Here is a 24,671-nt window from a genome sequence, read left to right as displayed (position 1 = left end):
TCCGCCGTTCTCGTGAGTGAATTGCGGAGGGGGTATGTGCGCCAGGTGACGAGGCGTGCGGGGTGCGTTGGATTCTGGCTGGTGGGGCGGGGGTTCGGCAGGGTTGTTCAAAGGTGAAATTGCTGATGAGTGGGGGTGCGGGTGGGGCCGGTTCGGCCTTGAGGGGGTTGTGTGTGGCTGATACGGTGCCATCGCTTGACACCCGCCTCGGTGTTGGCTATTTGCCCGGTTCGGGCGGGTAGGTCCGGACGGTCGTGGTGTCCGCGAATTCATAGGACTTGGCAGTCATCGTCTTGGGTGTACGGGGAGCGGTCGCGTGAAGATCCAGGAGCGCACGGGGGCGGGCGCCGGCCGTTCCGCGGTACCGGCCGGGCCGGCGGTCGGGGACCGGCTTCCCACGCCGCCCCGCGAGCGCAAACCGGCGCTGGCCGCGCTGGCGGTGCTGCTCATCCTGGTCGGCGCGCTCGGTGCCACGATGCTCGTGCTGCAGGTCGGGGACCGGATCGAGGTCGTGAAGATCACCGCGGAGATCCCGGCCGGCCAGAGCGTCACCGACGCCAACACCACGTCGGTGATGGTCGCCGAGGACCCGGACATCCACTACGTCGAGTACACCCAGCTCGACGCCCTCAAGAAGCTGAAGGCCAAGAGCACCATCCCCGGCGGTGTCGTCGCCGTCGGTGAGATGTTCGGTGACGAGGCCAGCGTTCCCGCGGGGAAGGCGCTCGTGGGGCTGTCGCTGAAGGAAGGGCAGTACCCGACCGGTATCAAGTCCGGTGACACCGTCGCCGCTTACCGTGTCGGCGGCACCGCCCGGTCCGGTTCGGACTCCGACGCCGACGGCGGCTCCTCCGCCGGCGACGCCAACACCCTGGTCGTGGACAAGGCACGGGTGGACTTCGTACAGGACAAGAAGAGCGGCGACATCGTCAGCAGCTCCAGCCTTCCCGTGACCCTCCTCGTCACCGGCGCCGACGCCGCGGCGCTCACTCAGGCCGCCTCCAACGGCGAGGTGGCACTCGTCCTCGTATCTGGCAACTAGAAGGCGGCACCCGACCCATGGCCCTCATCGCCCTCGCCGCCGACAAGGGTTCTCCCGGCGTCACCACCGCGGCCGTCGCTCTCGCGGCGGTCTGGCCGCGGCGGGTCATGCTCGCCGAGACCGACCCGGCGGGCGGTGACCTCGTGTACCGCAGCGCCGCCGCGCACGGCGGACCGCTCAACCCCAACACCGGGATGCTGTCCATCGCCGCCACCGCGCGTCGCGGACTCGCGCCCGACCAACTCTGGGACCACGTGCAGCCGTTGAGCGGCGGGCTCGAAGTGCTCGTCGGGCTCGGGGTGGCCGAGCAGGCCACCGGGCTCGCCGGGCTGTGGCCGACGCTCGGGCACGCCTTCGCCTCGCTCGCCGACTCCCCCCACGCGCCCGCCGACGTCATCGCCGACTGCGGACGGATCAGCGGGGACACCCCGGCCATGGAGCTGTTCCCGCACGCCTCCCTCGTCCTGCTCATCTCCCGCACCGAACCCGAGGCACTGGCACGGGTACGGGACCGGGCCGCCGCGCTCGCCGGGAAGCTGCACGGCGGGCAGCGCGGTGCCGCCACCCTCGGCAATCCGGTGATCGGCGTCGTCCTCGTCGCCGAGACCGGCAGCGCGGCCAAACTCGCGTCCCAGGTCAACGACATGCTCGTCCACGCGCAGACCGGCGCCCGGGTGCTCGGCACCCTCGCCGACGACCCGGCCGGTGCCGAGCAGCTGGCCGGGCGCAGGCGCGGGCGGCTCGACAAGTCGCTGCTGATCCGCTCCGCCCGCAAGGTGACGGCGGACGTGTACCAGCAGTACGGCGCCCTGTGGACGGCCACCTCCGACCAGGGCCGGCAGCCGCACGGGGCCGGGCGATGACCGCTGTCGACCATCAGCTGGTCAAGCGGTTCCGGCAGGACGCCGGCGACCGGATCGCCGAACAGCGCCGCATCGACCAGGTGGGCGGCGTCACGCCGATGTCCACCGAGGACGAGCGGCAGTACGCCCGTGCCGTCATCGCCCAGATCCTGGAGGAGTACGCCCGCGCGGAGATCAACGCGGGCCGGACCCCGCCGGACGCCGAGACGGAGGAGCAGTACGCGGCCGCCGTGCACGCCGCGCTGTTCGGCGTCGGGCGGCTCCAGCCGCTGCTGGACGACCCCGACGTCGAGAACATCGACATCAACGGCTGCGACCAGGTGTACGTGGGCTACTCGGACGGCCGCGAGGTGCGCGGTGACGCCGTCGCCGAGACCGACGAGGAACTCGTCGAGCTGATCCAGATCCTGGGCGCCTACTCCGGACTGTCGTCCCGGCCCTTCGACTCCGCCAACCCCCAGCTGGACCTGCGGCTGCCGGACGGTTCGCGGCTGTCGGCCGTGATGGACGTGACGCGGCGGCCCGCGCTGTCCATCCGCCGTGCCCGGATGGGCAAGGTGTTCATCTCCGACCTCGTCGGCAACGGCACGCTCACCCCCGAGCTCGGCCACTTCCTCGCCTGCGCCGTCCGCGCCCGCAAGAACGTGATGATCGCGGGCGCGACGAACGCCGGCAAGACGACGCTGCTGCGCGCCCTCGCCAACGAGATCCCGCCGCAGGAGCGGCTGATCACCGTCGAGCGGGCGCTGGAGCTCGGGCTCGACACCTTCCCCGATCTCCACCCCAACGTCGTGGCGTTCGAGGAGCGGCTGCCCAACTCCGAGGGCCAGGGCATGATCTCCATGGCGGAGCTCGTGCGCCGGTCGCTGCGTATGAACCCCTCCCGCGTCATCGTCGGCGAGGTGCTCGGCGACGAGATCGTGACCATGCTGAACGCGATGTCGCAGGGCAACGACGGTTCGCTGTCCACGATCCACGCCAACAGTTCCAGCGAGGTGTTCAACCGCATTTCCACCTACGCCCTCCAGGCGACGGAACGGCTGCCCATCGAGGCCAGCCAGATGCTGATCGCGGGCGCGGTGAACTTCGTCGTGTTCATCCAGCGGCGCAACGAGTACCAGAGCGGCGGCCGCCTCCAGCGCATGGTCACCTCGGTGCGCGAGGTCAACGGCGTCGACGGACGCGTGCTGTCCAGCGAGGTGTTCGCCCAGACCCCCGACGGGCGGGTCACCGCGCACGCCCCCATAGCCTGCCTGGAGGAACTGATGGCCTACGGCTACCGGCCCAGCGGAACGTGGGGGTGAGCCGGTGAACCGTACGACCACCGACCTCGCCGCACTCGACTCGCTCGGCTCCATGGGCGGGCTGTTCTCCACCACCGTCCTGTACGCGCTCGCGTGCGGTGTCGCCGTCGGCGGCGGCCTCGCCCTGCTCGCCGTCGCCGTACGCGGACTGCCCGCGAAGCCCGAGCACGAGAAGCGGAAGGCGAGACGGCGCTCCGACGAGCTGATCCGGTTCGCCGGCCGGCGCGGTTCCCTCGCCGCGCTCGTCGGCCTCGCCGTACTGCTGCTGACCCGCTGGACGGTCGCCGGAATCGCCGCCGCCGTCCTCGTCTTCTTCTGGGACCGCCTCTTCGGCGGAGCCGGGGAGGAGCGGGCCGCGATGCGGCGCGTGGAGGCGCTGGCCTCCTGGACCGAGTCGCTGCGCGACACCATCGCCGGAGCGGTCGGCCTGGAGCAGGCCATCCCGGCGTCCGCGCGGGCCGCCGCGCCCGTGCTGCGCCCGCACCTCGACGCGCTCGTCGACCGGCTGCGCTCCCGCACCCCGCTGCCGGACGCGCTCCAGCAGCTCGCCGACGAGATCGACGACGCCTCCGCCGACATCATCGTCGCCGCCCTCATCCTCAACGCCCGGCTGCGCGGCCCCGGTCTGCGGCAGGTGCTCGGCGCGCTCGCCAAGTCGTCGCGCGAGGAGGTCGACATGCGCCAGCGCGTGATGGCGCAGCGGGCGTCGACCCGGCGGTCCGTGCAGATCGTCGTCGCCGTGTCGGTCGCGTTCGTGCTCGGACTGTCCATCTTCAACCGGGAGTTCGTCGAGCCGTACGGAACGGCGGTCGGACAGCTCGTACTGGCCTGTGTGTGCGGGCTGTTCGCGCTCGGCTTCTGGTGGCTGCGCAAGCTGTCCACCATCGAGACACCCGAACGGTTCCTGGTGCGCGACGAGTCGTCGGTACGGTTCGTCCGTCCGCAGACGCCCGGCGCCGTACCGGGTCAGCAGGCGCCGCTCCAGCCGGAAGAGGGGGTACGCCGGTGAGTGACGACCTGACCACGCCGGTGATCGTCGGCGCGGTCCTGGGACTGGGGATCTACGTCCTTGTCCGCGCGCTGATGCCCACCAGGCGCAGCGCGCTCTCCCAGGTCGCCCGGATCGACGCGATGCGGGCGCGCGGTACGGCGTACGAGTCGGCCCGTACGACGGAGCGGGACACCGGACGGTTCGGCTCGCTCCGTAGCGAAGTGGGCGCACGGATCGCCGAGTTGTATCTGCAGCAGGGGTGGGAGCAGCGGTCGCTGCGCGCGGACCTCGCCGTGCTGGAGCGGAGCTGGGAGAAGTTCCTGGCGACCAAGGTGCTGCTGGCCGTGTCGGGCCTGATCTTCGGCCCGTTCCTCTTCGCCATCGGGTGGGCGCTCGCCCTCGCCGACAGCCCGGCCATCCCGGTGTGGATGGCCCTGCTGTGCGCGGCGCTGTTCTTCTTCCTGCCCGACCTGGAGGTACGCCGGGACGCCGCCGAGAAGCGGCGCGATCTGCGCCGGGTGATCGGCGCGTATCTGGACCTGGTGTCGATGAGCCTGGCCGGCGGGCGGGGCCTGCCGGAGGCGCTGATGGCGGCGGCCGAGGTGTCCGACGGCTGGGCCACGCAGCGCATCCGCAGCGCCCTCGCCGACGCCCGGATCACCGGCATCAGCCAGTGGCAGGCGCTGGGGCAGCTGGGGGAGGAGCTGGGCGTGGAGGAGCTCAAGGACCTCTCCGCGTCGCTGGCGCTGGTCGCGGACGACGGCGCCAAGGTGCGCGAGTCCCTCGCCTCCCGCGCCGAGACCATGCGGCACCGCGAACTCGCCGAGATCGAGGGCAGCGCGGGTGAGAAGTCCCAGTCGATGCTCGTGGCGCAGCTGCTGCTGTGCGCGGGATTCCTCGTGTTCCTGATCTTCCCGGCGGCCATGCGGGTGTTCCAGGTGTGAGAACCGCGACCCCTGATCCGTACGTCAGAACTTCCGTGAACCGAATTCGAGAGGACAACGCGTCATGAACGGACGTACCTTCCACACCGGCATCCCCGCCGTGGACTTCCTGGTCACCTTCATGCGGGCCCGCGTGGAGCGCGCCCGCTCCGGCGAACTGGACCGTGGCGCCTCCGCGGTGGAGTGGGTCATCATCTCGGCGGTCGTCGTGGCGATCGTCGGCGTGGTCGCCGCGATCATCAACGCCGCGCTGAAGGGCGGCGCCGAGAAGGTCGGCGACTGCATCGAGGGTGCCAGCGCGAGCGGTACCTGCTGACCGCGACGGCGCCGGGGCTTGTGGGAATGCGCGTACGCCGCTGGGTACGCCGACGGGTGGAGGCAGCCTCCGCCCGCGGCGATTCCGGCATGACCGCGATCGAGTTCGTGTTCCTCACTCCGGTCCTGTTCTTCATGATCTTCGCGACGGTGCAGTTCGCGCTGTACTTCTTCGCCGATCATGTGGCCCAGGCGGCGGCGCAGGCGGGTGCGCGCAAGGCGCGCGCGACGGCGGACGCCCGGCCGGGCGGCTGGCAGGGCGAGGCACGGGGTGTGGTGGACAGCTATATCCGGCAGCTGGGCCCGCAGTTGGTGCTGGCGCCCGAGGTGAAGACGCTCCAGCCGGAGCAGAACACGGTGGGCGTGGAGATCACGGCCCGTATCCCGACGGTGTTCCCGGGCCTGGATCTGACGGTGCACGCGCGGTCGACGGGGCCGGTGGAGCGGTTCGTGCGAGAGGGGGAGAACTAGATGGGGTTCCCCCCGGGCGCCGGACGGCGAAGAGCGGACGACGGCGGGCTGTCCACGGTCGAGGTGGTCATCCTCGCGCCGGTCATGATCCTCTTCATTCTCGTGCTGGTCGGCTTCGGTCAACTGGTCGACGGGCGCGGTGCGCTGGACGGCGCCGCGCGGGACGCGGCCCGTGCGGGATCGATCCAGAAGGACCACGGTACGGCGATGGCTCAGGCGCGTGCGGCGGCGGAGGCGAACCTCGCGGACGTCTGCTCCGGTCCGGTGAGCGTCGTACAGACGAGTCAGGGCTTCGAGCCGGACACCATCTTCACGGTCGAGGTGAGCTGCGAGGTGCGCGGGCTCGCCATGCTGGGCCTGGACATCCCGACGACACTGTCCTCGAGCTTCAGCTCGCCGCTGGACCCGTACCGGAGGACGGCGTGAGCGCGGCGGCACATGTACGGGCCCGGGTCGCGGAGCGCCGTACGGCGCTGGACGACCGGGGTTCGGGCGCTGGGGCGGTCATCATCTTCGCGCTCGTGTTCCTGTCTCTGGCGGCCTTCGTCGTCGACGGCGGCCTGTCGATCTCCAAGCGGGAGCGCGCGGCGGACATCGCGGAACAGGCGGCCCGTTACGCCGCCCAGGACATCGACCGCGAGGCGCTGTACGACGACGTGGGCGGGCCCGCGCCGATCAACTTCGAGAACTGCGACGCCCGGGTGAAGGCGTTCGCCCGCGAAATGGACATGTCCGGACCGGACATCGCGGCGACGCACTGTGTGGCGGCGACCGTGGACGCGGTCGAGGTCGAGGTGCGGTTGACGTACGCACCGGTCTTCACGGGCATGTTCTACGGCGGTGACGTGGTCGTGCACGGCCGCGCGGTGGCGGAGAACGAGGTGGGCTGAGGCCCGCCTCCCGAAACATCCCGCGTACCTGCACACCGTTCACGGGGAGGTCGCACAGGGAGCGGGGGAGGGGCGAGAGGCGGTCGAAAAGCCCTGGGAGAGCGCCCCGTTCGGTGCGTGTTCCGTCGGATGCCGTGAAGGTGAAGGCCGATTCGGTGACCGTACGACCACAGTGGTGAACCCGGCTGCGTGCGTCAACGGCTCGTCGCTGGTCGGCTGTTGTTCCCCGTGCTTTGATCGGTGCGCGCGGCTCGCCGGTGACCGGCCCCGGTTCCGGACGTCCGGCGAATTCCCCGCCGCGAATCCCCGACATGAACGGAAGGCCAGCCATGACTTTTGCCCCGCAGGTGGAAACGGCCGAGATCTCCGACTCGGACCTGGACGGCATCTCCGGCGGCCACTCCGTCTCCGCCGGTATCGACGCCGGTGTGGCCGTCGTCCTGGACCACGGCTCCGTCGGCGTGGGTGTGTACGCCGAAGCGGGCCCCCTCAGCGTCTCCGCCGGCCTCGGTGCCTCGACGGGCCACGCGGGCGCGGCGCGTACCACGATGCTCTGAGCGCGTGTGCGGGGCCCCGGTCCGGGTGCGGGCCGGGGCCCCGCACTGTTCCCCCGTGCAGGAACCTGCTCCGTCGACTCATCGACGCGGTAGGGGTTTTGGAGTATGACGAGCGGTAGGCGCTCTCGTGCGCGATGCCGTTCTGCAGTCAGGGGGACCAGAATGGACGACCCGACGTACTCCTTGCCGCCCGTACCGCCGCTTCCGCCCGGACCACCCGCGCCGCCCGCGGTGCGCGGGCCGCGGGCGGCCGACCCGCCGGCCGTCGCTCTCGGCAACGCCTCGCTTCTCGGCGTCGGCTATCTGCTGCTGGGCCGGCGCCTGCTCGCCGTCGCCGCCGTCGTGGTCACCGTCGTGCTCGTCTCCGTCGTCGTCTCCACCGCCGAGCCGTGGGCCGAGATCGTCGTGGGCGTCTGGTGGGTGGCCGTCGTCGCCCATGGCTGGTTCCTGGCCCGTGCGGGGGCGCGGCCGGCCTCGGCGCGCAGGCAGCGGCTGGTCGCCGCGGGTGTGGCCCTTCCCGTTCTGCTGGCCGTGGGGCTGCTGCGGTTCGACGCCCACACCATCGAGCGGGACGTCGACGAGGCCCGACGGGGCGGTGACTGCGCGAAGGTGCTGTCGGCGCAGGACGAGGTGTGGTTCGGACACCGGGTGGCCGACGCGCCGGGGACGGCCGGCGGGGACGAAGTGGTCGACACCTGCGAGCGGTTGCGGGACGCGGGGGCCCGGCTGACCACCGGTCTGACCGGCGACACCAGGGCGCTCGAAGCGGGCTTCGACGGGCTCGGGACGGTCCTGGGCGAACCCGGCAACGACGAGATCGCCGGCTCGGTCCTGACCGACTTCCTCGACGGCCTGCCCACCGACGACGCGTGCGGCACCGTGACGGTGACCGACTGGCTCCGCGACCGGAAACCGAGCCGGGACGCCCGCGACCGGTCCGCCGACACCGCCGAGCGGACGGCGCCAAAAGCGCTGGTGAAGTGCGGCGACGACCACATGACGGCCGAGGACTGGACGCAGGCCCGTACGCGCTACCAGCAACTCCTCGACGAGTATCCGGAGAACGCCACCCTCGCCGACCAGGCCCGCAAGGGCGTGCGCAAGGCCACGCTCACCATCGAGCTGGAGAACGTACGCCGCCTCCTGGAGACGTCGGCCGCCGGAGACCAGCCGGAGTACTGCACCGCCCCGGCGCGGTACAGCGGGGCGAAGCCGTACGGCAAGGGCGTCAACCGTGGGCTCTTCCACGGCAACGACGGCTACACGGACCGGCTGCCCGGATCATGGCGGACCGACGACCCCGCCCGGGCCGTCCTGGTGGTCTGCGCGGGAGCGGAGCAGGACGGAACGGCCCTGCGCACCTGCCCCTACGAGCGCGAGCAGTCCCCGGGGACGATCGTCAACGTCACCTTCCACAAGACCGCGATCCCGGTGAAGGTCTACGAACTGCGCACGGGCAAGCTGGTCGCGGACCGAAAGGTGCAGATCAACGGCGAGAGCTGCCCCGAACGCCTGTCGTACTGGAGCGTTCTCGACCCGCCCTCCGACGTCCGCTCCACCCCGTCCACCAACGACATCCGCAACGCCTTCAGATCACTGATCGACCGGTGACCCGGTTCCGGACGTGAGGGCTGCCGACGCCACCCGGGCCTTCGACGGGGGCCATTCGAGTCAATAGGATCGCCGTAGGCTCAGCAGACCCTCCTTCCACATGAATTCAGGACACCCGACATGCCGCGACGCCGCAGTTCCAGCTCGTCCAGTTCGACGGCTCCGAGGAACCGCACCCCGCAGCCGGTCCAGGTGCGGCGGCGGTCGTTCGGGGACTTCGTCAAGGCGTTCCTCGCCTTCGTGGCGCTGGTGGTGCTGCTGGCCGGGGTACCGCTCGCGCTGGCGACGCAGGCCGGGTGGCCGTTGCCGGACACGTTCGAACCGATGGAGTGGCTCAAGCAGGACATCTCCGTCGATACGTTCCTCGCCATCCTGACCTTCGTCGTCTGGCTGGCCTGGGCGCAGTTCACCGCGTGTGTGCTCGTCGAGATGAAGGCCGCGCTGTCGGGGGTCGGGGTGCCGGGGCGGGTGCCCGGGGCCGGTCCCAGTCAGCTGCTCGCGCGGCAGCTCGTCGCCGCCGTACTGCTCGTCGGCGCGGCCGCGGCCAGTTTCACTCCGGGACTGAGCCAGCTCGGGCAGGGCCTGGAGGGGAACCAGCAGCCCGCGGTCGCGGCGTCCGCCCAGCAGACGCCGGGGCTCTTCGCCCAGCAGCAGGAGCAGGCGGCCAGTACCGCCGCCGCCCTCGCCGAACAGGCGTCGCACGCCGACGCGTCCGCGGGCGAGCAGCACGGCGACACGAAGTTCTACCGGATCCAGCCCCCCGAGGGGCGGCACCACGACTCCCTCTGGGAGATCGCCGAGCGGCACCTCGGGGACGGACGCCGGTACAAGGAGATCTTCGACCTCAACAAGGACCGTGCCCAGCCCGACGGTTCCAGGCTGTCCGAGGCCAGTCTGATCCGGCCCGGCTGGATCATGGAGATGCCCGGCGACGCCCGCGGCGGCGACCTCGTCGAGATGCCGGACGACGCGCCCGAGGTCTCGGCCGAGGTGCGCGAGCAGATCCGTGACTACGACAGGACCGGGGAGCATGCGGAGAGGGGCGGGGGCGGCGGTGACACCGCTCAGGTCTCCGTTCCCGAGCAGCGGCCCGCCCCCGCCCCCGCGCCCGCGAAGGACAACGCCGGGCAGCATGCCACCCCTGCCCGGGACACGTCCTCCTTCGGGCTCCCCGAAGCCCTCCTCGCCGCGCCCCTCCTCGCCGCCGGCCTCCTCGGCGCCCTCGGGCACCGGCGCCGCCAGGCGCTGTGGCAGTCGGCGGTCGCCGGGATCGGCGGGCGCGGGATGGAGCCGCCCACACCGACCGGTGACGCCCTGGACGTCCACGACGCGCTGCTCGTCGGCGCCGACCCCGAGGGCGTACGGCTGCTGGACCGGTCGCTGCGCGGGCTCGCCGCGTCCCTCGCCGACGAGGGACGTCCGCTGCCCACCGTCTACGCGGCCTGGCTGACCGACGGCGACCTGCACCTCCAGCTCGCCCAGCCGTCCGGGAAGCCGCCCGCCCCGTGGCGCCTCGGGGAGGACCAGACCGTCTGGACGCTGGCCGGGGACGACGCCGTACGGTACGAGGACGTCGACACCGCCGCTCCCTTCCCCGGCCTCGTCAGCCTCGGCACCATGGACGACTCCCGTCTGCTGCTCAACCTGGAGGCCGTGCCCGGCCTCGTCTCACTCAGCGGCGCCGAGGCCGACCGGGCCGCCGTGTTCGCCTCCGTCGCCGCCGAGTTGGCCACCAACGGCTGGTCGGACCGGATGACCATCACCCTCGTCGGCTTCGGCGAGGACCTCACCCCGCTCGCGCCCCACCGCCTCCGCCACCTCGACGGCGTCGAGGCGCTGATCGAGACCATGGAGGCCGAGACCCGGCAGCGGCGCGGCGCACTCGGTGCGGCCGGGCACGACTCCGTGCTCACCGGACGCACCGGGCCCGCCCAGCACACCCGTTGGGCCCCGCACCTCGTCCTGCTCGCCGCCGAACCGTCCGCCGAGGACGCCGTCACGCTCGCCGAACTCGCCGCCGACGCCGGCCGCCTCGGCATCGGCTACCTCGTCGGCAGCGGCGGCGGTGATCTGCCGGGAGCCGCCTGGGAGATGGAGATCACCGGTGAGGGCAAGCTGCTCGCGCCCCTCCTCGGACTCGAACTCGACGCCCAGACGCTGCCCGTCGCCCAACAGCGCGCGGTCGTCGAGCTGTTCGCCGGCGCCGACCCCGAGCGCGGCCCCGACGGGCCCGGCGACACCCCGCCGTTCCTCGTCGACATCAGCGAGCAGGGGCGGCCCGCCGTCTACGCGCGGCTGGTCGGACCGTACGAGATCATCGGCCTCGACACCCCGGACGGCGAACGCAGCGCCCTGCTCCACGAGGCGCTCGCACTGCTGCTCCTGCACCGCGAGGGCGTGCACCCGCGCGTGCTGTCGTCCGCGCTGTGGCCGCGCGGGGTCACCGACGACGTACGCGAGGCGCTCGTCGAGCGGCTGCGCGCCTGGCTCGGCACCGACCCCGACGGCACCCCCCGCCTGGGCACGGACACCACCGGACGGCTCACCCTCGCCAAGTCCGTCGTCTCCGACCTCGACGTGCTGCGGTCGCTGTACCACGAGGCCACCCAGGGCAGGGGCGTCGACAGCCGGGCCGTCCGCGGACGGCTGCTCACCGACGCGCTGGTACTGGTGCGCGGTCCGCTCCTCGCCGACCGGGCCGAGGGCCGCTACCGCTGGCTCACCCACGAGATCGTCGACGCCCAGCTCCCGCTGCTCGTCGCCGACACCGGACTCGCGCTCTCCGAGTTCCACATGGAGAAGAACCGCGCGGAGAAGGCCATCGAGGCGCTGAACGCCGCGCTGCGCACCGCCCCGGCCGACGAGCGGCTGTGGAACGAGCTGCTGCGCGCCACCCACTCCCTCGACGACCACGGGCGGCTCACCGCCCTGGCCGCCGACCTCGTCGGCCGCGCCGGCGCCCGCGGACTGCCGCCCCGCACCGAGGCACTGCTCGACGAACTCCTGCCCACCTGGCGCGACGCGGTCGCGGCGGCCGGATGAGCGGGTATGCGGACGCCCTGCTGATCGCCGTCGCCGCGCTGTGGGGCGCGGCGGCCGGCCGGGTGCTGCCCCGCGCGGCCTACCGGTTCTCCGTCCCGGCGGGCGAGGAGTGGCGGACGGCCTGCCCGGCGGGGCACCCGGTCGCCGGCTGGCTGGGACGGGCCTGCTGCGGGTCCTGTGCCGGACCGTCGTACGGCCCCGGGACCGCGTCCGTCGTCGTCACGGCCCTCGTCTGCGCCGCCCTCGCCGCCGCCACCGGCACCCGGCCCGAACTGTTCGTCTGGCTGCTGCTCGCCCCCGCGGGCGTGCTGCTGGCGGTCGTCGACTTCCGGGTGCAGCGGCTGCCCGACCCGCTCACCCTGCCCTTCGCCGCGGCCGCCCTCGCCCTCCTCGGCCTCACCGCCCTCGCCCCCGAGCACGCGGGGGAGTGGACCACCGCCCTCCTCGGCGCGCTCGCCCTCGGCGCCGGCTACTTCGTCCTCTTCCTCGTCAACCCGGGCGGCATGGGCTTCGGCGACGTCAAACTCGCGCTCGGCGCCGGTGCCGTCCTCGGCTGGTACGGCTGGCCCACCGTGATGCTCGGCACCCTCGCCGGATTCGTGTTCGGCGCGCTGTACGGCGGTGCCCTCGTCGTCGCCCGGAAGGCGGGACGCAAGTCCGCCATCCCGTTCGGGCCCTTCCTGATCAGCGGGGCGTTCGCCGGGCTGCTGATCGGCGCGTACGCGGCCTGACGTGAACCCTCTGATCCGCCTGACGTACGCTGGATCGGTCCGTCCACAACGCTTCCGAAAGGGACGCCGGTGACCGAGAAGGCCGACCTTCAGACCGTCCTCGACCGTGCCGCCGCCGGTGGGCGGATCACCCCCGAAGAGGCCCTCGTCCTCTACCGCGACGCCCCGCTGCACGCGCTGGGTGCCGCCGCCGACGCCGTACGCAGGCGCCGCTACGCCGGTACGGAGCACATCGCGACGTACATCATCGAGCGGAACATCAACTACACGAACGTGTGCGTCACGGCGTGCAAGTTCTGCGCCTTCTACGCGGCCCCCAAGGACACCGCGAAGGGCTGGACCCGCGACCTCGACGACATCCTGCGGCGCTGCGCGGAGACCGTCGAGCTCGGCGGTACGCAGATCATGTTCCAGGGCGGTCACCACCCGGACTACGGCGTCGAGTACTACGAGAAGCACTTCGCCGCCATCAAGAAGGAGTTCCCGCAGCTCGTCATCCACAGCCTGGGGGCGAGCGAGGTCGAGCACATGGCGCGGATCTCGGGCGTGAGCGTCGACGAGGCGATCACCCGGATCCACGAGGCCGGGCTCGACTCCTTCGCCGGCGCGGGCGCCGAACTGCTGCCCGCCCGGCCGCGCAAGGCCATCGCCCCGCTCAAGGAGTCCGGCGAGCGCTGGCTGGAGATCATGGAGATCGCGCACGGACTGGGTGTCGAGTCGACGTCCACCATGCTGATGGGCACCGGCGAGACCAACGCCGAGCGCATCGAGCACCTGCGGATGATCCGTGACGTGCAGGACCGTACGGGCGGCTTCCGCGCGTTCATCCCGTACACGTACCAGCCCGAGAACAACCACCTGAAGGGCCGCACGCAGGCCACGCTCTTCGAGTACCTGCGGATGATCGCCATCGCCCGGCTGTTCATGGACAACATCGCCCACATCCAGGGCTCCTGGCTCACCACCGGCAAGGAGGTCGGCCAGCTCTCCCTGCACTACGGCGCGGACGACCTCGGCTCCATCATGCTGGAGGAGAACGTCGTCTCCTCCGCCGGCGCCAGGCACCGCTCCAACCGGATGGAGATCATCGACCTGATCCGCAAGGCGGGGCGGGTCCCGGCCCAGCGGGCGACGACGTACGAGCACCTCGTCGTCCACGACGACCCGGCGAACGACCCGGTCGACGACCGCGTGGTCTCCCACATCTCCTCCACGGCCATCGAGGGCGGCACGGCCCACCCGGAACTCAAGCTCCTCGCGCCCAACTGACGTACCCGTGCTGACGATTCACGCGGCGGACACGGTGCGTGTCACCTGGGACGCCGAACCGCTGAAGGACGGTGCCGTCGCCGTGGACGGCACGCGCATCGCCGCCGTGGCCCCGCTCGCCGAACTGACCGAGCGGTTCCCGACGGCCCGCGTCCGCCACTGGCCGGGCACACTCGGTCCCGGACGCGTACACGCGGGCCCGCTCCCGGAGGCACCGAGCCCGCGCGAACGGGTGCACGCGGTGCTGAAACTGGGCGCGGTGGCGGTACTGGCGGAGCACGCCGGCACGCCGGAACTCCGCGCGGCGGCCGGCCGCAACGATGTGGCGGTCCTGGACCGTTCACGAACGCCGAAGATCACCGTCGCCGGCCGCGCGGATCTGGCGGTCCTCGACGAAACAGGCGCGTGTGTGGCAACCGTATGCGCAGGGCGCCTCGTCCATCGCCGCCGCTGAAACGCGCCCCCAAAAGGGCGCGGGGCTGTATCGATCTGCGGCTCCGCCGCGCGGGCGCGATCAACCACATGCGGTCCGCACACCGCGAAGAACGCCAGCGCCCGAGCTCTTGGCGGACAGGGGCGCGGGGAACGGCGCGACAAGCCACGACGGGCCCGCACCCGAAACGCAACGGCTGCACGGATGGGCCGGGTTCACCCCGAGAACGCCTCCCCGAACGCCCCGTCCCCCTGGGACACCCCGCTGCAATTGGTCAACGGGTTGTCCTCGGACGCGCCTTCGCCGCACTCCTTGTCCCGGAACGCCGACCACATGGACACCCACGCGACCCCCTTCTCCTCCGCGAACCCCCGCACCTCTGCCGCGTCGGCAAGCGTGAACGTCTCCCCCTCGACGTCGTTGACGCCGAGCATCGACGTGATCGCCAGGCCCCGCCACGCCTCCGTCGAGGACAGCCCGAAGACCTCCCGGAGCTGGCCGTGCGCGGCCCGCGCCGAGGCGAGCGCGTACTCGCCCATGTCACCGTCGTACGACTCGCCGTAGTTCATCGTCATGATGTTGACGGTGGTGACGTCGACCCCGTGATCGCCGGCCGACTCCAGCAGCGCCAGCCCGTGTTCGTCGAGCCCCGACGGCATCACCGGCAGCGTGAACGACACCTCCAGCTCGCCGCGTTCCTCCCGCAGCAGCGCGATCGCCTCCGAACGCCGGTCCACGGACGCGGAGTCGGAGAGTTCGTCACCCTCGATGTCGAAGTCCGCGAGGTCCGTACCCGCCGCGTCCAGCGCGGTCCCGTACGCCTCCGCCAGCGCCTCCGCGCTGTCGCAGACGGCCCCGAGTTCCTCACCGGAGGCGCCGCCGAAGGAGACCCGCACGTCCGCGCCGGACTTCCTCAGCCCCGCGATACGGGAGGCCACGGTCTCGGTGCCGATGTCATGGACGCCGTCCCAGGAGGGGACGCAGTCGCCGTCGGCGGAGATGACGAACGCCAGGTTGTACGCCGCCGGCGACCCCGCCGAGTCCGTGTCGGAGGCCGTGTCGGCACTGACGTACGGCGCGTACACGGTGCCCGGTACGGGCGACGGAGCCGCGTCCGTTCCACCGTCCCCGCCGGAGCAGCCCGCGAGCAGGACCAGCCAGGACAGGACGAGCCCGGTGACGGACCTCCGGGAACCGCGCATCGCGCTCCGTTCATACGATCTTCTCGGCGGACGCCCAACGTGACACACACGCCTGTGTGCCGTCTGCGGATGTACGCCCGGTTTCCGGAAGATTCTCAGCGGAGGCCGAGGTTGGCGGCTCTCTCACGGAAGACCCACAGGAAATGCCAGGTTTTCCGCAGATTACGGCCTCTACCGTCCGGGCATGCAATCCGATCCCGCCATCGAAAGCCGTGCCACCGGGCGCGGCCGTCGCCGCAAACGCCGTAACGGACCCGGCGAGGGGCCCGTCTTCGTCGACTCCTCAGGCCGCCGGGCCAGGCTGCTGCGCCGGATCGGCCTCCTGCTGGGAACCGTCTGCGCCGGATACGCGGTCGTGCTGGGGCTGGCCTTCCTGGGCCTCGGCACCTCGGTCACCCCGGTCTCGCTGCTGCCGTTCCCAGACGGCGCGGGCCCCGGCGGCGCGGGACCACGCGACGGCACACCCCCGACCGGCACGCCCCCGGCACCGCCGACCGCCACCGCCGGGGCCCCCGCCCCCGCCGCCTCATGACCGCCGCCCCGCCCGCCCGCGGCCGCCGCCGCGCCCCCACCCGCATCGAGCGGGCAGCGGGCCGGGCCGCCGCACTGCACCGGCCCCGCGTGCTCCTCGCCCTGCTGCTCCTGCTCGCCCTGACCTGCGTACTGCTCCTCGACGGCTATCTGCGCGCCGAGGTCGGCGACGACCAGCGGGTCCGCACCGGGGCCTCGTCCTCCGGCGTACCCGACGACATCCTCGACGGCGGCCCGATCCTCACCTTCCCCGGCGGACAGGCCACGACCGTCTCCGTCCCCGACAGGACGATCGCGCTCACCTTCGACGACGGACCGGACCCCACCTGGACGCCCCGGGTGCTGGAGATCCTTCAGGAGTACGACGTACCCGGCACGTTCTTCGTGGTCGGCTCGATGGTGGCGCGCCACCCCGGCATCGTGAGGGACCTGGTGGACCAGGGCAACGAGGTCGGCGTCCACACCTTCACCCACGTCGACCTGTCGTACCAGAGCGCCTCCCGCGTCACCCGCGAGATGGAGCAGACCCAGCTGGCGCTCGCGGGCGCGGCCGGGATCACCACCACACTGTTCCGGGCGCCGTACTCCTCGAAGACGGACGCCGTCGACGACTACAGCTGGGAGGTCTACCAGCGGCTCGGCGAGGACGGGTACACCAGCGTCTTCATCGACACCGACAGCGAGGACTGGAAGGAACCGGGCGTCTCGAAGATCGTCGAGGGGGCCACCCCCAAGGACGGCGACGGCGCCTCCGTGCTCTTCCACGACTCCGGCGGCGACCGCACCCAGACCATCGAGGCGCTGCCGCGGTACATCGAGAAGATGAAGGCGAAGGGCTACACCTTCACCACTGTCAGCGGCGCCATGGCCGGCGACGCCGGCGTACCCCGTGCCGCCGGCGACCCGCTCCAGGCCTCCCACCGCCCCGCCACCGGCACCACCCTCTACGAGGGCAGGGCACTCGTCGCGGCCGTCACCGTCGCCGAGTGGACGGTGCCCGCGCTCTCGACGGGGCTGGTGGTCGTGGGCGTGGCCGTCCTGGGCCGGTTCGGGCTGATGCTCGTCCTGGCGCGGCGCCATCACCGGCGGCGCAACGGACGCCGCTTCGGCTGGGGACCGCCGGTCACCCGGCCGGTCAGCGTGATCGTCCCGGCGTACAACGAGAAGGAGTGCATCGAGAGCACCCTGCGCTCGCTGGCCGCGAGCACCCATCCGATCGAGATCCTCGTGGTCGACGACGGCTCCACGGACGGCACGGCGGAACTCGCCGAGGCGCTCGCCCTGCCGGACGTGCGGGTGATCCGGCAGGCCAACGCCGGCAAACCGGCCGCCCTGAACCACGGCATCCGCAGTGCCCGGCACGACATCGTCGTGATGATGGACGGCGACACCGTCTTCGAACCGGACACCGTGGGCCGGCTGGTGCAGCCCTTCGCCGACCCGTCGGTGGGCGCCGTCGCGGGCAACGCCAAGGTCGGCAACCGCTCCACGCTCATCGGCGCCTGGCAGCACATCGAGTACGTGATGGGCTTCAACCTCGACCGGCGCATGTACGACCTGCTGCGCTGCATGCCGACCATCCCCGGCGCGATCGGCGCGTTCCGCCGCGAGGCGGTCCTCCAGGCGGGCGGGATGAGCGAGGACACGCTCGCCGAGGACACCGACATCACCATCGCGCTGCACCGTGCGGGATGGCGGGTCGTCTACGAGGAGCACGCGCGCGCGTGGACCGAGGCGCCCCGCTCGCCGAGCCAGCTGTGGTCGCAGCGCTACCGCTGGTCGTACGGCACCATGCAGGCGCTGTGGAAGCACCGCAAGTCCCTGACGGACAGGGGGCCCTCGGGGCGGTTCGGGCGGGTCGGCATGCCGCTGGTGGTGCTGTTCCAGATCGTCACACCGGTGTTCGCTCCGCTCATCGACGTGTTCACCCTGTACTCGATGCTGTTCGTCGACCTCCGGGCCGCCCTGCTGGCCTGGCTCGCCGTCCTCGGTGTGCAACTGGGGTGTGCGGCCTACGCGTTCCGGCTCGACCGGGAGAAGTACCGGTATCTGCTGATGATGCCGCTGCAGCAGCTCGCGTACCGGCAGATGATGTACCTCGTCCTCATCCACTCCTGTGTCACCGCACTGACCGGTGGCCGGCTGCGCTGGCAGAAGCTGAAGCGGACGGGTGAGGTCGGGATGCCGTCGGGGAACGGTGGCTGACGCGGCGGACCGCGAGAGGGGCGTACGCCGACGCCTCCGCCCGCGGGGAGGGCTGTAAGAATGGGCTCGTGACCCGCGCATCTCTGGACAAGCAGCCGCACGAAGTCGCCTCGATGTTCGACGACGTCGCGGAACGATACGACCTGACGAACGACGTGCTGTCCCTCGGCCAGGACCGGCGATGGCGCAAGGAGGTCGCCAAGGCCGTCGACGCGCGGCCCGCGCAGAAGATCCTGGACCTGGCCGCCGGTACGGGCACGTCGTCGATGCCGTTCGCCCGCGCCGGCGCCTACGTCGTGCCCTGCGACTTCTCCCAGGGCATGCTGCGGGTCGGCAAGCGGAGCAACACCTGGCTGCCGTACACGGCCGGCGACGCGACCCGGCTGCCGTTCAAGGACGACGTGTTCGACGCCGTCACCATCTCCTTCGGGCTGCGCAACGTGCAGGACACGGACGCGGCGCTGCGCGAGATGCACCGGGTGACCCGGCCCGGCGGGCGGATCGTCATCTGCGAGTTCTCGCATCCGACGTGGGCGCCGTTCCGCACCGTCTACACCGAGTATCTGATGCGCGCGCTGCCGCCGGTCGCCCGGTCGGTGTCGTCCAACCCGGACGCGTACGTCTATCTCGCCGAGTCCATCCGCGACTGGCCCGACCAGCCCGCGCTGGCCGGACGCCTGCAGGGCGCGGGCTGGTCGAAGGTGGCGTGGCGGAACCTCACGGGCGGTGTGGTGGCGCTGCACCGGGGCTTCAAGGAGAGCTGAGCACCACCGGGTGCGGCAGGGCGGGCTCCTCCAGCTCCCTCGGGAACCCGCCCGGGGGCGGCTTCGGCCCGCGCGGCTCGCGCACCCCGCCGCCGCCCTCGCCCTCCCCGAAGTCGAACCACACGTGGACCACGGAGTCCCGCGGCACCTCGGTGCCGGGCTGCGGATACTGCCGTACGACGTAGTCGACGACGACGAACTGGAAGTCCGCCCGGTCCGGGGCGTTCACCGACAGGCCCCGTGCCCGGGCCGACTCGCGCGCGTCCACGGCCATCAGTCCGACCAGGCGCGGTACGCGCACGTCGGGCGTCGGGATCCTGGGTGTCATACGCACGGACGTCACCCCCAAGCGATACCGGCAGAGTAGACCGGGAGCGGGCCCGCCGGAAGCTTCAGATGGCTTTCCGTGACAATTGACTACGCAGAGTGACGATTCGGGATCACAGGTCGAGGCGGTAGCAGTGCGCCGTCCGCGGGTCGGGCGGGAGCGTGAACGTCTCGGCGAGGCGCATGCCGAGCCGCCGGGTCACCGCTATGGAACGGGCGTTGCGGGAGTCCACCATCGCCACCACGCCCTTCAGGCCGGACGCCGTCACCCGCTCCAGGGTCTGCCGGGCCGCCGAGGTGACGTACCCCTTGCCCCAGTGCTCGCGGGCGAGCCGCCAGCCGATCTCGATCTCGCCCGTGGGACCCCACTCGCGCTCCCACGGCTGGGCGCCGGTGAAGCCGATGACCTGCCCCGACCCGTCGAGCACGCTCCACAGGCAGAAGCCGTGCTCGGCGTCGTGCCGGCGCTGGCGGGCGGTGAGCTCCTCGTACACCGACAGCTCCGCCGGGGCGCCGCCGTGGAACTCCATGACGTCCGGGTCGGCGAAGATCCGGTGCCAGGCGATGGCGTCCTCATGGGTGGGTACGCGCAGCCGTACAGCGGGGAGAGCTCGGTTCACGGGGCAGCCCTTCAGCCGGGTGATCAATCGTGCTGAATAGACTGCCCGTGTCCAGTGCCGGTCGGCACGCAGATTTCGAACTTGGGGAGATCCCGCCGTGACCGAGCCCCTCTCCGAAAACACCGCCGATGTGATCGTCGTCGGCGCGGGGCCAGCCGGCTCCACCACCGCCTACCATCTGGCCCGGTCCGGACTCGACGTGCTACTGCTGGAGAAGACCGAGTTCCCGCGCGAGAAGGTGTGCGGCGACGGCCTCACCCCGCGCGCCACCAAGCAGCTCGTCGCGATGGGCATCGACATCTCCGAGGAGGCCGGCTGGCTGCGCAACAAGGGCCTGCGCATCATCGGCGGCGGCGTCCGTCTCCAGCTGGACTGGCCGGATCTCGCCTCCTTCCCGGACTACGGGCTCGTCCGCAAGCGCGACGACTTCGACGAACAGCTCGCCCGGCAGGCCCAGAAGGCCGGCGCCCGGCTGTACGAGCGCTGCAACGTCGGGGCGCCGATCATCGACGACCGCACCGGCCGTATCACCGGCGTGAAGGCGAAGCTCGGCGAGGAGAAGCGGGAAGTCACCTTCCACGCCCCGCTGGTGGTGGCCGCCGACGGCAACTCCACCCGGCTGTCCCTGGCGATGGGCCTGCACCGCCGCGAGGACCGGCCGATGGGCGTCGCGGTCCGTACGTACTTCACCTCACCGCGCCACGACGACGACTACCTGGAGTCCTGGCTGGAGCTGTGGGACCGCCGAGGTGCCCAGGACCGGCTGCTGCCCGGCTACGGCTGGATCTTCGGCATGGGCGACGGGACGAGCAACGTCGGCCTCGGCGTGCTCAACACCTCCGACTCCTTCAAGGAGCTGGACTGGCGCGAGGTCCTCAAGGCGTGGTGCGCGTCCATGCCGGAGGACTGGGGCTACACCCCGGACAACATGACCGGCCCGATCCGTGGCGCAGCCCTCCCCATGGCGTTCAACCGCCAGCCGCACTACACGCGCGGGCTGCTGCTCGTCGGTGACGCGGGCGGTCTGGTGAACCCGTTCAACGGCGAGGGCATCGCCTACGCCATGGAGTCCGGGCAGCTCGCCGCCGACGTCATCGTCCAGGCCCACGCCCGCGCCACCCCGTCGCAGCGGGAGATCGCCCTCCAGCGCTACCCGCGCGTGCTGAAGGACACCTACGGCGGCTACTACACGCTCGGCCGGGCGTTCGTAAAGCTCATCGGCAACCCCAAGGTCATGCAGATCGCCGCCCAGCGCGGCCTGACCCACCCGATGCTGATGAGGTTCACCCTGAAGCTCCTCGCCAACCTCACCGACCCGACGGGCGGCGACGCGATGGACCGCATCATCAACGGCCTGAGCAAGGTGGCGCCGAAGGCGTGAGGGGTCTGACGGACCGTCGGGTCGTGATCATTGTGTGATCCGGGCACGGACAACTGTTCGACGGTGGTCGGGGTCGTACGGGACGTAACCAGTGAGGCACGTCCCGTACGACGAAAGAGCCTTCCATGACAGAGCAGGCACGACGGCGGCCCGGGCCGCTGAGAACCCTGGGACTGGTGGCCGCCGCGAGTCTGGTCGTGGCCGGTGCCGCCACGGGCACCGCCCGGGCGGCCGACGAGCCCCTTCCCGTGACCATCACCGGCGAGGACCGGGTCGACCTGTCGCTGGGGTCCGGCAACGGCGACCCCACGGAACCGCAGGTCGACCTGCGGCTGGACGTCCCGGGGGAGGAGCACGAGGGCGACGGCGACATCCCGGCCGTCCACAACGGCGAGTACACGATCCGTATCGACGCCACCGCCCTGGAGGGCGTCGCCTCGGTGGACCTCCCCTGCGAAGCCGACGGTCTCGTCGCCGTCTGCACGGGCTGGGAGCTGTACGCCGGGCAGCAGTACAACAGGCTCGGCGGCATCCGGCTCGACATCGACGACGACAGCGAGGCCGGGGACTTCGGCAGCATCGAGGTCACCGGTGCGGGCGAGGGCCTGGAGTTCACGCCGCTGACCGTCGATGTCCTCGTCGGCGGGCCCGAGTTCGTGAACCGCAAGCTCTCGCTGCCCGAGGACTACCGGGCGGGCGAGACCTACAAGGCGCCCCTGGGCCTGCGCAACGCCGGTGACATGCCCGCCGAGGGCGCGGTGCTGCGGTTCCACGGCTCGCGCGGCGTGTTCTTCCCCGACTCCTACGGCAACTGCGCCTACTCCGAGGTGACCACCGGCCCGCTGCTGTACCAGGGAACCGACGTCGTCTGCGTCTTCCCGGACAGCATCGCCGCCGGCGCGGCGTACACGACGGCCGAGCCGCTGAAGGTGAACACCGCGGACTTCGCGCTGCGCGACATCTTCACCTACTCCTTCACGGCCGTGGCCCCGGACGAGGCGGCCGGACTGCCGGCGGCGAAGGGCTACCGGCAGGGCAACGGAGCGGACCTGGAGCTGAAGCAGGTCTCCGACGCCGACCCCGCGGACTACGCGCGGTACGCGGAACTGGACCTGCCCACGACGAACACCTACGACCTCGAGCTGACCGGCGCCTCGCTGGACGCCGGGGCCGGCGAGACGGTGACCGCGGAGATCGGCTTCCGCAACAACGGGCCGGCCTGGATCAGCGCCCTGCGCTCCGGCGGCGAGTCCTTCTCCTTCACGGTGCAGGCCCCCGACGGCGCGACCGTCACCGAGGTCCCGCAGAAGTGCCGGGAGATCACCCTCCCCGACGGCGGCGGGAAGGGCTACCGCTGCTTCGTGAGCACCCCGCTGCTGGAGGACGCCGAGTTCACCTACCCGTTCGAACTGCGGGTCGACCGGGTCGTGGAGAACGCCAAGGGCAAGGTGGCGCTGCCGGAGTCGCACGACCCGGCCGAGTCGGACCTCGAGAACAACTCGGCCTGGATCGTCCTCAACGGGCCGGACGGACAGCCGGACGGCACGACGGGCCAGAACGGCGGCGGTACGCCGTCCGCCTCCCCTTCGCCCTCGTCGTCGTCCGGCCCCGGGCAGGGCGGCACCTCGGGCTCCGGTACCGGCGGCACGTCCGGTGACGGCGTCCAGGGCGGTCTGGCGTCCACCGGAGCCGGCGGGACCGTGCTGATCGGCGGGGCGGCGCTGCTGGCGCTGGGTCTCGGCGCGGGTGTGACCGTGCTGCTGCGCCGCCGGGCACGGCAGACGGGCGGGGCCGTCGCCTGAGCGGTGCGAAGCCGTGAGCGGCGTTGTGGGCGGCCGGAGTCGGGAAGGTGGGCTCCGGTCGCCCGCGTGTGTGCCGGGACGCGTGAGGGGGCACCGCGGGGCCGTAGGGCGGTGTGGCGGCGCACGGCGGCAGCGCCAACCGGTCCGAATCGGGGGACGATTCGGGCAATCGGGTGATCTTGGGTGGTGTGCGGGTACGGCGGAGGGCCGCTCCGCTCCTTCGAGCGGCAGCGGCCCTCCGGCCCGTAACGGGGCGCGGCTCAGAGCACGCGCACGGCACCCGACGCGGGGTAGCCGGACAGGTCCTGGATGACGACACCCTTGGAGGGGTTGGCCGCGTCCAGGTACTGGCCGTTGCCGATGTAGACACCCACGTGGTAGGCGGAACCCTTGCCGCCCCAGTACAGGATGTCGCCCACCTGGACGTTGGACAGCGGGATGTCGGTGCCGGCCATCGACTGGTCCTGCGAGACGCGCGGCAGGTCGACGCCGACCTGCTTGAACGCGGCCTGCACCAGGCTGGAGCAGTCCCAGGCGTTGGGGCCCGAGGCACCCATGACGTAGGCGTCGCCCACCTGCGCCCTGAGGAAGGCGATGACCGACGCGACGCTGCCGCTGGCCGGCGCGGAGGCGGTGGTGGACGCGGCCGTGGTGGTGAGGGTGGTGCGCTCGGCGTTGCGGGTGGCGCGCTCGGCGGCGGCCTTGCGGGCCTCCTCGGCGGCCTGCTTCTTCGCCTCGGCCTTCTTCTTGGCCACGGCGAGGTCCGCCTTGGCCTCCTTGGCGGCCTGCTCCGCGGCCGCGTCACGCTCGGCCTGCAGCTGGTAGTTCGCGGCCGCCTGCTGGGTGGCGTCCGCGGACTGGGCGGCCTGGACGGCCAGGTCGGCCGTCAGGGTGGGCAGTTCGAGGGTCTGCGTCACCGGCTCGGCCGCGTTGGCCGCACCGGACGCCCCGGCCACTGCCAGGGTGCTGAGAACACCACCGGCGACTCCGGCACGCATCGCCATCGTGGACGACGCGGTGCGGCGGGGTTTCCGGTGGCTGCGTATGTGAGCGGTGTGGGACATGGGAACAACCGGTACCAGGGGCTGCTTCATATCTTCAAGAAACGTGTGCTGCGCCACAGTTGTTCAATCGGGGCGTCAATTCCCGGGCGTGTCGCTCTTTATTGACGCCCTAACGGACATTGCGGGCGCCCGTGATCGGCCCGTGATCACGCGCTTTCATCGTTACGCCCGAATTGCCCCGCACTTACCATCGGTTGAAGTGGTTGGCCAATCCCTCCTCTCATGCGGCTCTCATGAATGTGACGGAGGTCACGGAACGCTTACCCGTGTCACGGCGTCGGCCGCGACGGCCGGCCGCTCCGGTCGACGGCC

24 protein-coding genes are annotated in these 24,671 nt (G+C 71.7%); 20 read left to right on the top strand and 4 right to left on the bottom strand.

The annotated features are described in order from the left end of the window. Positions 1-316 precede the first annotated feature (316 nt). From ACGFR9_RS30570 to ACGFR9_RS30500, 15 genes are all read left to right on the top strand, one after another. Positions 317-1,042 carry a hypothetical protein gene (locus ACGFR9_RS30570; protein WP_393214849.1) on the top strand — a complete coding sequence of 242 codons (726 nt, stop codon included), beginning with the start codon at positions 317-319 and terminating at the stop codon, positions 1,040-1,042. Positions 1,043-1,059: 17 nt separating this feature from the next. Further along, on the top strand, positions 1,060-1,905 hold the full coding sequence (locus ACGFR9_RS30565; protein ID WP_393214846.1) for a hypothetical protein: 846 nt from the start codon (positions 1,060-1,062) through the stop codon (positions 1,903-1,905). Then, positions 1,902-3,209 (top strand): CpaF family protein, encoded by a 1,308-nt coding sequence (locus ACGFR9_RS30560; RefSeq protein WP_393214843.1) that lies wholly within the window; start codon positions 1,902-1,904, stop codon positions 3,207-3,209. The genes ACGFR9_RS30565 and ACGFR9_RS30560 overlap by 4 nt, the downstream gene beginning before the upstream one ends. A 52-nt stretch (positions 3,210-3,261) precedes the next feature. Beyond that, positions 3,262-4,218: a type II secretion system F family protein gene (locus ACGFR9_RS30555; protein ID WP_393215140.1), complete on the top strand. Its 957-nt coding sequence runs from the start codon at positions 3,262-3,264 to the stop codon at positions 4,216-4,218. Beyond that, a complete protein-coding gene (locus ACGFR9_RS30550) occupies positions 4,215-5,144 on the top strand; it encodes a type II secretion system F family protein (protein ID WP_393214840.1) in 930 nt (309 codons plus the stop codon). The genes ACGFR9_RS30555 and ACGFR9_RS30550 overlap by 4 nt, the downstream gene beginning before the upstream one ends. 64 nt (positions 5,145-5,208) lie before the next feature. Continuing rightward, entirely contained in the window at positions 5,209-5,460 is a 252-nt protein-coding gene (locus ACGFR9_RS30545; RefSeq protein WP_030221948.1) for a hypothetical protein, read from the top strand. Positions 5,461-5,486: 26 nt separating this feature from the next. Next, positions 5,487-5,930: a TadE family protein gene (locus tag ACGFR9_RS30540; RefSeq protein ID WP_234325254.1), complete on the top strand. Its 444-nt coding sequence runs from the start codon at positions 5,487-5,489 to the stop codon at positions 5,928-5,930. Continuing rightward, positions 5,931-6,356 (top strand): TadE/TadG family type IV pilus assembly protein, encoded by a 426-nt coding sequence (locus ACGFR9_RS30535; RefSeq protein WP_393214836.1) that lies wholly within the window; start codon positions 5,931-5,933, stop codon positions 6,354-6,356. Then, entirely contained in the window at positions 6,353-6,820 is a 468-nt protein-coding gene (locus ACGFR9_RS30530; protein WP_393214833.1) for a pilus assembly protein TadG-related protein, read from the top strand. The genes ACGFR9_RS30535 and ACGFR9_RS30530 overlap by 4 nt, the downstream gene beginning before the upstream one ends. Before the next feature lie 329 nt (positions 6,821-7,149). After that, positions 7,150-7,377 (top strand): hypothetical protein, encoded by a 228-nt coding sequence (locus ACGFR9_RS30525; protein WP_393214830.1) that lies wholly within the window; start codon positions 7,150-7,152, stop codon positions 7,375-7,377. 162 nt (positions 7,378-7,539) lie between these two features. Then, positions 7,540-8,988 (top strand): tol-pal system YbgF family protein, encoded by a 1,449-nt coding sequence (locus ACGFR9_RS30520; RefSeq protein WP_393214827.1) that lies wholly within the window; start codon positions 7,540-7,542, stop codon positions 8,986-8,988. A 120-nt stretch (positions 8,989-9,108) separates the two neighbouring features. Further along, on the top strand, positions 9,109-12,030 hold the full coding sequence (locus ACGFR9_RS30515; RefSeq protein ID WP_393214825.1) for a BTAD domain-containing putative transcriptional regulator: 2,922 nt from the start codon (positions 9,109-9,111) through the stop codon (positions 12,028-12,030). Further along, complete coding sequence (locus tag ACGFR9_RS30510) at positions 12,027-12,761, top strand: prepilin peptidase (RefSeq protein ID WP_393214822.1); 735 nt, start codon at positions 12,027-12,029, stop codon at positions 12,759-12,761. The genes ACGFR9_RS30515 and ACGFR9_RS30510 overlap by 4 nt, the downstream gene beginning before the upstream one ends. Before the next feature lie 69 nt (positions 12,762-12,830). Further along, on the top strand, positions 12,831-14,030 hold the full coding sequence (mqnC, locus tag ACGFR9_RS30505) for a cyclic dehypoxanthinyl futalosine synthase (RefSeq protein WP_393214819.1): 1,200 nt from the start codon (positions 12,831-12,833) through the stop codon (positions 14,028-14,030). 7 nt (positions 14,031-14,037) lie between these two features. Next, a complete protein-coding gene (locus ACGFR9_RS30500) occupies positions 14,038-14,484 on the top strand; it encodes a hypothetical protein (protein WP_393214816.1) in 447 nt (148 codons plus the stop codon). A gap of 194 nt (positions 14,485-14,678) precedes the next feature. Here the strand turns inward: ACGFR9_RS30500 and ACGFR9_RS30495 are convergent, their stop codons facing one another. Then, positions 14,679-15,665, bottom strand: coding sequence for a chitinase (locus ACGFR9_RS30495; RefSeq protein WP_393214813.1), 987 nt, complete (start codon positions 15,663-15,665; stop codon positions 14,679-14,681). 184 nt (positions 15,666-15,849) lie between these two features. On the opposite strand from ACGFR9_RS30495, the gene ACGFR9_RS30490 reads away from it, so the two are divergent. The 3 genes from ACGFR9_RS30490 to ACGFR9_RS30480 all read left to right on the top strand — a co-directional run bounded on the left by ACGFR9_RS30490 (position 15,850) and on the right by ACGFR9_RS30480 (position 19,165). Then, positions 15,850-16,197 (top strand): hypothetical protein, encoded by a 348-nt coding sequence (locus ACGFR9_RS30490; protein ID WP_393214810.1) that lies wholly within the window; start codon positions 15,850-15,852, stop codon positions 16,195-16,197. Further along, a complete protein-coding gene (locus ACGFR9_RS30485) occupies positions 16,194-18,401 on the top strand; it encodes a bifunctional polysaccharide deacetylase/glycosyltransferase family 2 protein (protein WP_393214807.1) in 2,208 nt (735 codons plus the stop codon). Before ACGFR9_RS30490 ends, ACGFR9_RS30485 begins: the two co-directional genes overlap by 4 nt. Before the next feature lie 68 nt (positions 18,402-18,469). Continuing rightward, a complete protein-coding gene (locus tag ACGFR9_RS30480) occupies positions 18,470-19,165 on the top strand; it encodes a demethylmenaquinone methyltransferase (RefSeq protein ID WP_393214804.1) in 696 nt (231 codons plus the stop codon). Here the strand turns inward: ACGFR9_RS30480 and ACGFR9_RS30475 are convergent. Then, positions 19,152-19,493 carry a PASTA domain-containing protein gene (locus tag ACGFR9_RS30475; protein ID WP_311709904.1) on the bottom strand — a complete coding sequence of 114 codons (342 nt, stop codon included), beginning with the start codon at positions 19,491-19,493 and terminating at the stop codon, positions 19,152-19,154. The two genes, ACGFR9_RS30480 and ACGFR9_RS30475, sit on opposite strands and share 14 nt — an antisense overlap. A gap of 112 nt (positions 19,494-19,605) precedes the next feature. Then, complete coding sequence (locus ACGFR9_RS30470; protein ID WP_393214801.1) at positions 19,606-20,112, bottom strand: GNAT family N-acetyltransferase; 507 nt, start codon at positions 20,110-20,112, stop codon at positions 19,606-19,608. Positions 20,113-20,209: 97 nt separating this feature from the next. Here ACGFR9_RS30470 and ACGFR9_RS30465 point away from each other — a divergent pair, with 97 nt between their 5' ends. Then, the gene (locus ACGFR9_RS30465) at positions 20,210-21,493 is read left to right on the top strand and encodes a geranylgeranyl reductase family protein (protein ID WP_311642405.1); all 1,284 of its coding nucleotides are present in this window, start codon (positions 20,210-20,212) and stop codon (positions 21,491-21,493) included. A 125-nt stretch (positions 21,494-21,618) separates the two neighbouring features. Next, positions 21,619-23,295 carry a hypothetical protein gene (locus ACGFR9_RS30460; protein ID WP_393214798.1) on the top strand — a complete coding sequence of 559 codons (1,677 nt, stop codon included), beginning with the start codon at positions 21,619-21,621 and terminating at the stop codon, positions 23,293-23,295. A 260-nt stretch (positions 23,296-23,555) separates the two neighbouring features. Here the strand turns inward: ACGFR9_RS30460 and ACGFR9_RS30455 are convergent, their stop codons facing one another. Next, positions 23,556-24,389 carry a C40 family peptidase gene (locus ACGFR9_RS30455; RefSeq protein WP_393214795.1) on the bottom strand — a complete coding sequence of 278 codons (834 nt, stop codon included), beginning with the start codon at positions 24,387-24,389 and terminating at the stop codon, positions 23,556-23,558. Positions 24,390-24,671 lie beyond the last annotated feature (282 nt).

The sequence above is a fragment of the Streptomyces sp. NPDC048584 genome (assembly GCF_043199595.1).
Taxonomy (GTDB): domain Bacteria; phylum Actinomycetota; class Actinomycetes; order Streptomycetales; family Streptomycetaceae; genus Streptomyces; species Streptomyces edwardsiae.
This window is presented reverse-complemented; position numbering and strand designations above follow the sequence as displayed.